The sequence below is a fragment of the Halobiforma nitratireducens JCM 10879 genome, assembly GCF_000337895.1.
Classification (GTDB): Archaea; Halobacteriota; Halobacteria; order Halobacteriales; family Natrialbaceae; genus Natronobacterium; species Natronobacterium nitratireducens.
Genome location: NZ_AOMA01000081.1, coordinates 1 through 240 on the forward strand (window position 1 = coordinate 1; position 240 = coordinate 240).

Genomic DNA, 240 nt, shown 5'->3' on the forward strand with positions numbered 1-240 from the left:
CCCACCGGCGAGTGGGTAGCTGGCGCACTCATCTTGCTCGATCTCGGCTTCTACGATTTCTGGTTGTTCGACCGCATCGACCAGAACAACGGCTGGTTCGTCTCCCGTGTGAAGGACGACGCAAACTTCGAAATCGTCGACGAACTCCGGACGTGGCGAGGCAACAGTATCCCGCTCGAAGGAGAGTCGCTGCAGGACGTCCTTGACGACCTGCAGCGACAGGAAATCGATGTTCGTATC

General features: G+C 57.9%; 1 pseudogene. It reads left to right on the top strand.

Features of this window, described 5'->3' with window-relative positions:
* Window positions 1-240: pseudogene (locus C446_RS08200) on the top strand (IS4 family transposase); the annotation flags it as partial.